At 71.9% G+C, this 8,027-nt stretch carries 1 protein-coding gene; it reads right to left on the bottom strand.

The window, feature by feature from the left end; translation table 11 throughout:
• Nucleotides 1-8,027, bottom strand: an 8,027-nt coding sequence (locus tag ACIRQP_RS41510) for an SDR family NAD(P)-dependent oxidoreductase (RefSeq protein WP_403900534.1), incomplete at both ends; no start/stop codon positions are given.

Here is an 8,027-nt window from a genome sequence, read left to right as displayed (position 1 = left end):
CCGCGTCACAAAGACAAACCGCGACTCCGCGAACCGCTCCTCCGCCAACCGCGCCTGAAGCAGCCCAAGCACCCGATGCGTCAACACCCGCACCGAACCAGCCATGTCGGCACCAGGCTCCCCGACCACCGGAATCAACACCACGCCCGGCACCGCTGACCCGTCAGCGGCCATCGCGGAGGTATCCAGGCTCAGTTCGGCCTCAGCGCCCGCGGCACGCAGCGCCTCCACCAGTCCCAGGCTGTCCTGGCCGACCACGACGATCGACCGAGAGGTGCTGATGGACGACGAGTCACCCACCGGCATCCAGTCCAGCCGGAACAGCGCGTCCCTCGTCAGCGCACCCTCATCCTCCAGAGCCTCCACCGACAGCGCCCGCATCGCCAACGACTCCACCGACGCGACCGGCGCACCCGTCACATCAGCCACCGCGATCGACACCACACCATCAACCCCACGCGTCAACCTCACCCGCACCGAAGAAGCCCCCGACGCCAGCAACGACACCCCACTCCACGAGAACGGGACACCACCACTCCCCCGATCAACGCCATCGACAGGTGAGCCGACGAACCAAGCGGAATGAAGCCCGGCATCCAGCAACGCGGGATGCAGACCGAACGCTTCCGCATCACCCTCGAAGCCGTCAGGCAGACTCACCTCGGCGAAGACCTCGCCATCCCGGCTCCACGCGGCCCGCAGGCCCTGGAAGACCGGACCGTACGCGAAGCCCTCGGCAGCCCGAGCATCGTAGAAACCATCCAGATCCACCGGCTCAGCACCCACCGGCGGCCACACCGACGCGTCGAACTCAACGACTGCCCCGGTTCCAGCGCCTACCGCCAGCACACCCGTCGCATGGTGCGTCCACGGCAATTCCACCTCGCCCTCGGGACGCGAGTGAATCGCGACCGTGCGCCGGCCCGACTCATCCGCTACGCCCACCCGCACCTGCGTCCGCACCGCGCCCCGCTCCGGGAGCACCAGCGGCGCCGCGAGCGTCAGCTCCTCGACCCGGTCGCAGCCGACCTCGTCACCGGCACGGATCGCCAACTCAAGCAGCGCCGTGCCCGGTACCAGAATCCGGCCCATCACCGCGTGATCAGCCAGCCACCGGTGCGTCCGCGCGGAGAGCCGGCCGGTGAACAGCACGCCCTCGCCCTCGGCCAGCTCCACCACACCGTTGAGCAGCGGATGCCCCGCCGACGCAAGCCCGACCGCCGCCGCGTCGGCGCCACCGCGCATCCCGCCGGGCCAGAACGTCTGATGTTCGAAGGCGTACGTGGGCACATCCACCCGCGACGCCCCCGTACCGGCGAAGAACCCGGCCCAATCCACGACGACACCACGCACATGCAGCTGGGCCAGTGCGGTGACGGCCGACAGCTCCTCGGCGCGATTCTTACGGAGGACGGGCACCGTGAGGGCCTCGTCCGGTACCGACTCCCGCGCCATCGCGGAAAGTACGCCGTCCGGGCCCAGCTCCAGGAACGTGCTCACGCCCTGCTCGGCCAGCGTCCGCACACCATCCGCGAAGCGCACGGCCTCCCGGACATGCCGTACCCAGTACGCGACCGAGCACAGCTCCTCCGCCGTCGCCGCACCGCCCGTCAGATTCGACACCACCGCGATACGCGGCGCCTCGAACGACAGCCGCTCCACCACCGCGCGGAACTCGTCCAGCATCGGGTCCATCAACGGCGAGTGGAAGGCGTGCGACACCCGCAGCCAGGTGGCCTTCCGGCCCTGCTCCTCCAGGCGTGCCGCGACCTCCAGGACCACGTCCTCGTGGCCGGAGATCACCACCGACGAGGGGCCGTTGACCGCGGCGATCGACACCTGGTCCGGCCGCTCGAACAGCAGCGGAAGGACCTCGCCCTCCGTCGCCTGGACCGCGACCATCGCACCACCGGACGGCAGCGCCCCCATCAGCCGAGCACGGGCCACCACCAACGCGCAGGCGTCCGCCAGCGAGAACACCCCCGCCACATGCGCCGCCGCGATCTCACCGATCGAATGCCCGGCCACGAAGTCCGGCCGCACACCCCACGACTCCACCAACCGGAACAGCGCCACCTCCACCGCGAACAACGCCGGCTGAGTGAACCCTGTCTCATTCAGCAGATCCGCGTCCTCGCCCCACATCACCTCACCCAGCGAACGCCCCAACTCGACATCCAGCACGGCGAGTACCGAGTCCAGCGCCTCCGCGAACACCGGGAACCGGCCGTACAGCTCACGGCCCATCCCCAACCGCTGCGAACCCTGACCCGAGAAGAGCACCGCCGTCTTCCCACCGACGACACTTCCCGACACCGCCAGGGCGTCCGGCTCGCCGACCGCCAGGCCCGCCAGCGCGCGCACCGTCTCCGCGCGCTCGCCGGCCGACACCACCGCTCGGTGGTCGAACTTCGACCGGCCCGTCGCCAGCGAGAACCCGACGTCCACCGGCCGCAGTTCGGGCCGTGCCTGGATATAGGAGAGCAGCCGGCCCGCCTGGCCGCGCAGTGCCTCCGGCGTCTTGCCGGAGAGCACCCACGGCACCACACCCTGCACCACACCCGGCTCCACCGCCGGAGCCTCGGAAGCCTCGGGCCCGGTCAGCGCCGTTCCCTGGATCACCGTCGCCGGCTGCTCCAGGATGACGTGGGCGTTCGTCCCGCTGATGCCGAACGACGAGACACCGGCCCGACGCGCCCGATCGGTCTCCGGCCACCGCGCCGGCTCCGTCAGCAGCTCCACCGCGCCCGCCGACCAGTCGACATGCGAGGACGGCTCGGTCACATTCAGCGTGCGCGGCAGCACTCCATGCCGCATCGCCATGATCATCTTGATCACACCGGCGGCACCGGCGGCGGCCTGGGTGTGCCCCAGGTTCGATTTCACCGAGCCGAGCAGCAGCGGACGCGCCGGGTCGCGGTCGCGGCCGTACGTGGCGAGCAGCGCCTGCGCCTCGATCGGGTCGCCCAACGTCGTCCCCGTACCGTGCGCCTCCACCACGTCCACCTCGGCGGGCGACAGTCCGCCGCCGGCGAGCGCCTGACGGATCACACGCTGCTGCGACGGGCCGTTCGGCGCCGTCAACCCGTTGGACGCACCGTCCTGGTTGACGGCCGAGCCGCGGACCACGGCCAGGATCTCGTGGCCGTTCCGCCGCGCGTCCGACTGCCGCTCCAGCAGGAGCATGCCGATGCCCTCGGACCAGCCGACGCCGTCGGCCGACTCGGAGAACGGCTTGGACCGGCCGTCGGGGGCCAGGCCCCGCTGCCGGGAGAATTCCACGAAGGTGTCGGGGATCGACATCACGGTCACGCCGCCGGCCAGCGCCAGCGAGCATTCACCGCTCCGCAGCGCCTGCGCGGCCAGATGCATCGCCACCAGCGACGACGAGCACGCCGTGTCCACCGTGACGGCCGGCCCCTCGAAGCCGAAGGTGTACGAGACCCGGCCGGAGGCCACGCTCAGCGCGCTGCCCTGGCCCTGGAAGCCTTCGAACTCCTTGCCGCTCAGGGTGGTGTTGTAACCGCCGTACATCACACCGGCGAACACACCGGTCTGGCTGTCGCGCAGGGACACCGGGTCGATGCCTGCCCGCTCGATCGCCTCCCAGGAGGTCTCCAGCAACAGCCGCTGCTGCGAGTCCGTCGCCATCGCCTCGCGCGGCGACATCCCGAAGAACCCCGGGTCGAACTCGCCCGCGTCGTGCAGGAATCCGCCCCGCCGCGTGTACGAGGTGCCCATGTGCTCCGGGTCGGGGTTGTAGAGCGCGTCGACGTCCCAGCCACGATTCGCCGGGAAGTCGGAGACCACGTCGACGCCCTCGGTGACCACCCGCCACAGATCCTCCGGCGATCCGATGTCGCCGGGGAAGCGGCAGCTCATCCCGACGATCACGACCGGATCGTCGTCGAGCACGGCACGGGAGAGTTCCGGTGCCGCCGCGTCCGTGTCCATGTCCGTCTGAGGGCCGACCAGTTCTTCGAGCAGATGCGCGGCCAGTGTCTCGACCGTCGGGTAGTCGAAGACCATCGTGGCGGGCAGCCGCAGCCCGGTCGCCGTGTTGAGCCGGTTGCGCAGTTCCACCGCCGTCAGCGAGTCGAAGCCCAGGTCACGGAAGGCGCGCGCCGGGTCGACCCCGTCGCCGCTCGCGTGGCCGAGCACCAGCGCCGCCTGGCCGCGTACGAGCGTGAGCAGCGTCTCGTGCCGTTCGGCGCGCTCCAGCCTGCTGAGACGCTCGGCGAGCCCGGCGTCCGTGCCCGCTCCGGATCCCGTGACCGCCGTACGCCGGGCGGTTGTACGGATCAGCCCCCGCAGCAGCGGCGGGACGGCGCCCCGCGTACGCAGCACCGACAGGTCCAGCCGTACGGGTGCCACCGCGGCCTGGCCGGTGGCCAGCGCGGCGTCGAACAGCGACACGCCCTGGTCGACCGAGAGCAGGGGCATGCCGGCCTCGGCGGCCCGGCGCAGATCGGCCTCGCCGAGGCCGCTCGTCATGCCCGCGCCCTGGTTCCAGGCACCCCACGCCAGTGAGACTCCCGGCAGGCCCGTCGTCCGACGGTGTGCGGCCAGCGCGTCGAGGAAGGCGTTGCCCGCCGCGTAGTTGGCCTGCCCGGCGCCACCGATCACACCGGAGACCGAGGAGAAGACCACGAACGCGGCCAGATCGAGGTCCCGCGTCAGCTCGTGCAGATGCCAGGCGGCGTCGACCTTCGGCCGCAGCACCCGGGCCAGTCGCTCCGGGGTCAGGGAACCGATGATGCCGTCGTCCAGCACACCCGCCGTGTGGACGACCGCCGTCAGCGGATGCTCGGCCGGGACCGCGTCCAGCAGTCCCGCCAGGGCGTCGCGGTCCGCGACATCGCACGCCTCGACGGACACCGCGGCGCCCTGTGCCGTCAGTTCGGCGACGAGTTCCGTGGCTCCCTCGGCGGAGAGCCCACGCCGGCTGGTGAGCACCAGGTGCCGTACGCCGCGCTCGGCCACCAAGTGCCGTGCCAGCACGCCGCCGAGACCGCCCGTACCACCGGTGATCAGGACCGTACCCTCGGCGTCCCAGGCCCGGGGCAGGGTGAGCACGATCTTGCCGATGTGCTTGGCCATGCTCATGAAGCGGAACGCGTCGCGCGCCTGCCGTACGTCCCACGACCGCACCGGCAGCGGCTCCAGCGCGCCCTGCTCGAACAGGTCCATGACGGCGACCAGCATGCGCTGGATACCGTCCGGATCCACCCAGCCGAGGTCGAAGGCCTGGTAGTCCACACCGTCCGGCAGATCGGCGGCTTCCCGGATATCGGTCTTGCCCATCTCCAGGAACCGGCCGCCAGGACCGACCAAACGCAGTGACGCGTCCACGAACTCACCGGCCAGCGAGTTCAGTACGACATCGACCCCCCGGCCGCCCGTGACCCCCGCGAACGCCGCCTCGAAGTCCGTCGTCCGCGACGAGGCGAGGTGATCCCCGGCCACCCCCAGCGACCGCAGAACATCCCACTTACCCTCACTCGCCGTCGCGAACACCTCGGCGCCCAGATGATTCGCCACCTGAATCGCCGCCATCCCCACACCACCCGCACCGGCATGGATCAGCACCTTCTCACCGCGCCGCAGCCCACCCAGCTCCACCAGCGCGTAGTACGCGGTCAGGAAGACGAGCGGCATCGACGCCGCCGTCTCCCACGACCAGCCGTCGGGCAGCCGGGTGAGCAGCCGGGCGTCGCCGACCACCAGCGAGCCGAAGCCGCCGGACACCAGGCCGGTGACCGGGTCGCCGGGCCGCAGCCCGGTCACCTCGGGACCCACTTCGGTCACCACGCCCGCGGCCTCGCGCCCCATGCGTCCGGCGTCGCCGGGGTACATGTCGAGGGCCTTGAGGACATCGCGGAAGTTGACACCGGCGGCCCGTACGTCGATACGGACCTCGCTGCCGGTCAGCGGAGCGAGAACCTCGGGGAACGCGGCCAGGGACAGCCCGTCCAGGCTTCCTCGCGTCTCGCTGTCGAGCCGCCAGGGCACCCCGGCCGGCGGCACCAGCCCCGTGCCCGACGCCAGCCGTGCGAGCCGGCCCGCCAGGATCGCGCCGTCACGGATCACCACCTGGGGCTCGTCCGTGGTGAGGGACCGCGCGAGCGACGCGGCGCCGTCGTCCGTGAGGCCGAGGTCCACCAGGCCGAAGCAGCCGGGGTTCTCCGTCTGCGCGGAGCGCACCAGTCCCCACACCGAGGCCGCCGCGACATCCGTGGCCTCCTCGTCACCGGCTGCCATCGCGCCCCTGGTGACGAACACCAGCCGCGAGCCGGCGAACCGCTCCTCGGCCGGCCAGCCCTGCGCGAGCGCCAGTACGTCGGTGGTCAGCGCGTGGGCGGACTCCGCCACCCCGCCCCGGTCCCCGGACACGGCGACCAGCACCACGTCCGGCACTGGGGACTCCCCCGCCGCCAGCGACGCCAGATCGGCGTATGCCTCGACGCGTGACCCGGAGGCCGTCAGTCCGTCGACGAGCCCGAACGCGTCGGGCCCCACCAGGGCGACCGCCTCAGGCACACCCGTACCCGTATCGGACGCCACCGGCACCGGCACCCAGTCGAGGCCGAACAGCGCGTCCCTGGCCAGCGCGGCGTCTGCGCTCAGCTCCTCGCTCGACACGGCCCGTACGAGGAGCGAATCGACCGAGGCGACCGGCTCACCGGACAGGTCGGCGACCGCGATGGACACCGCACCCCGGCCGGCAGCCGGGGCGATGCGGACCCTTATCGCGGAGGCGCCCGTGGCGTAGAGCGACGCGCCCTCCCACGAGAACGGCAGTCCTCCGTTGCCCTCCTCGCCGTCGCCCGCGAGGAGCGAGGCGTGCAGCGCGGAGTCGAGCAGCGCGGGGTGCAGACCGAACGCGGCCGCGTCGCTCTCCGCGCTCTCCGAAAGGCTCACCTCGGCGAAGATCTCACCGTCGCGCCGCCAGGCGGCGCGCAGGCCCTGGAACACCGGGCCGTACACGAACCCGAGCTCGGCGAACCGCTCGTAGCAGCCCTCCGCTTCCAGCGCCTCGGCGCCCTCCGGCGGCCACACCGTCGCGTCGAAGCTGTCGGCCGGGGCCCTGTCTCCGGCCGTCAGCACACCCATGGCGTGCTGTGTCCACGATCGCTCGTCGGCGCCGTCGAGCCGGGAGTGCACCGTGATCGAGCGCCGGTCCGCGTCGTCCGCGCCCCCGACGCGCACCTGTACCTGGACCGCGCCGCCCGCCGGCAGCACCAGCGGCGCCGCGAGCGTCAGCTCCTCGACCCGGTCGCAGCCGACCTCGTCACCGGCGCGGAACGCCAGCTCGAGCAGGGCGGTGCCGGGCAGCAGGATCCGGCCCATGACGGCGTGATCGGCGAGCCAGGGGTGTGACTGGACGGACAGCCGCCCGGTGAACAACGCGCCCTCGCCCTCGGCGAGTTCGACCGCAGCCCCCAGCAACGGGTGCTCGGCGGAGCCGAGTCCGGCGGCTCGCACATCACCGGCGGCACCGGCCTGTGAGCCAGCCGGCCAGATCCATTGATGCTGGAAGGGGTACGTGGGCACATCCACCCGCGACGCGCCGGTTCCGGCGAACACGGCCGACCAGTCCACGGGAACGCCCCGTACGTACAACTGCGCGAGAGCGGTGAGCACGGCGGGCTCCCCCGCCCGGTCCTTGCGGAGCAGGGGTACGGTCACGGCGCCGTCCGGTACGGACTCCTGGGCCATCGCGGAAAGTACGCCGTCCGGACCGAGCTCCAGAAAGGTGCTCACGCCCTGCTCGCCGAGCGTGCGTACGCCGTCCGCGAAGCGCACAGCCTCGTGGACATGCCGTACCCAGTACGCGGCCGAGCACAGCTCCTCGGCCGACGCCAGGCCGCCGGTCAGGTTCGACACCACCGGGATACGCGGCGCCTCGAACGACAGGCCCGCGGCCACCGCGCGGAACTCGTCCAGCATCGGGTCCATCAGCGGCGAGTGGAACGCGTGCGAGACCCGGAGCCTGCTCGTCCTGCGGCCCTGCTCCCCCAGCCGCG

It is taken from the genome of Streptomyces sp. NPDC102274 (assembly GCF_044766385.1).
GTDB lineage: Bacteria > Actinomycetota > Actinomycetes > Streptomycetales > Streptomycetaceae > Streptomyces.
The sequence above is the reverse complement of the archived record's forward strand: the minus strand, read 5'-3'. Positions and strand labels throughout refer to the sequence as shown.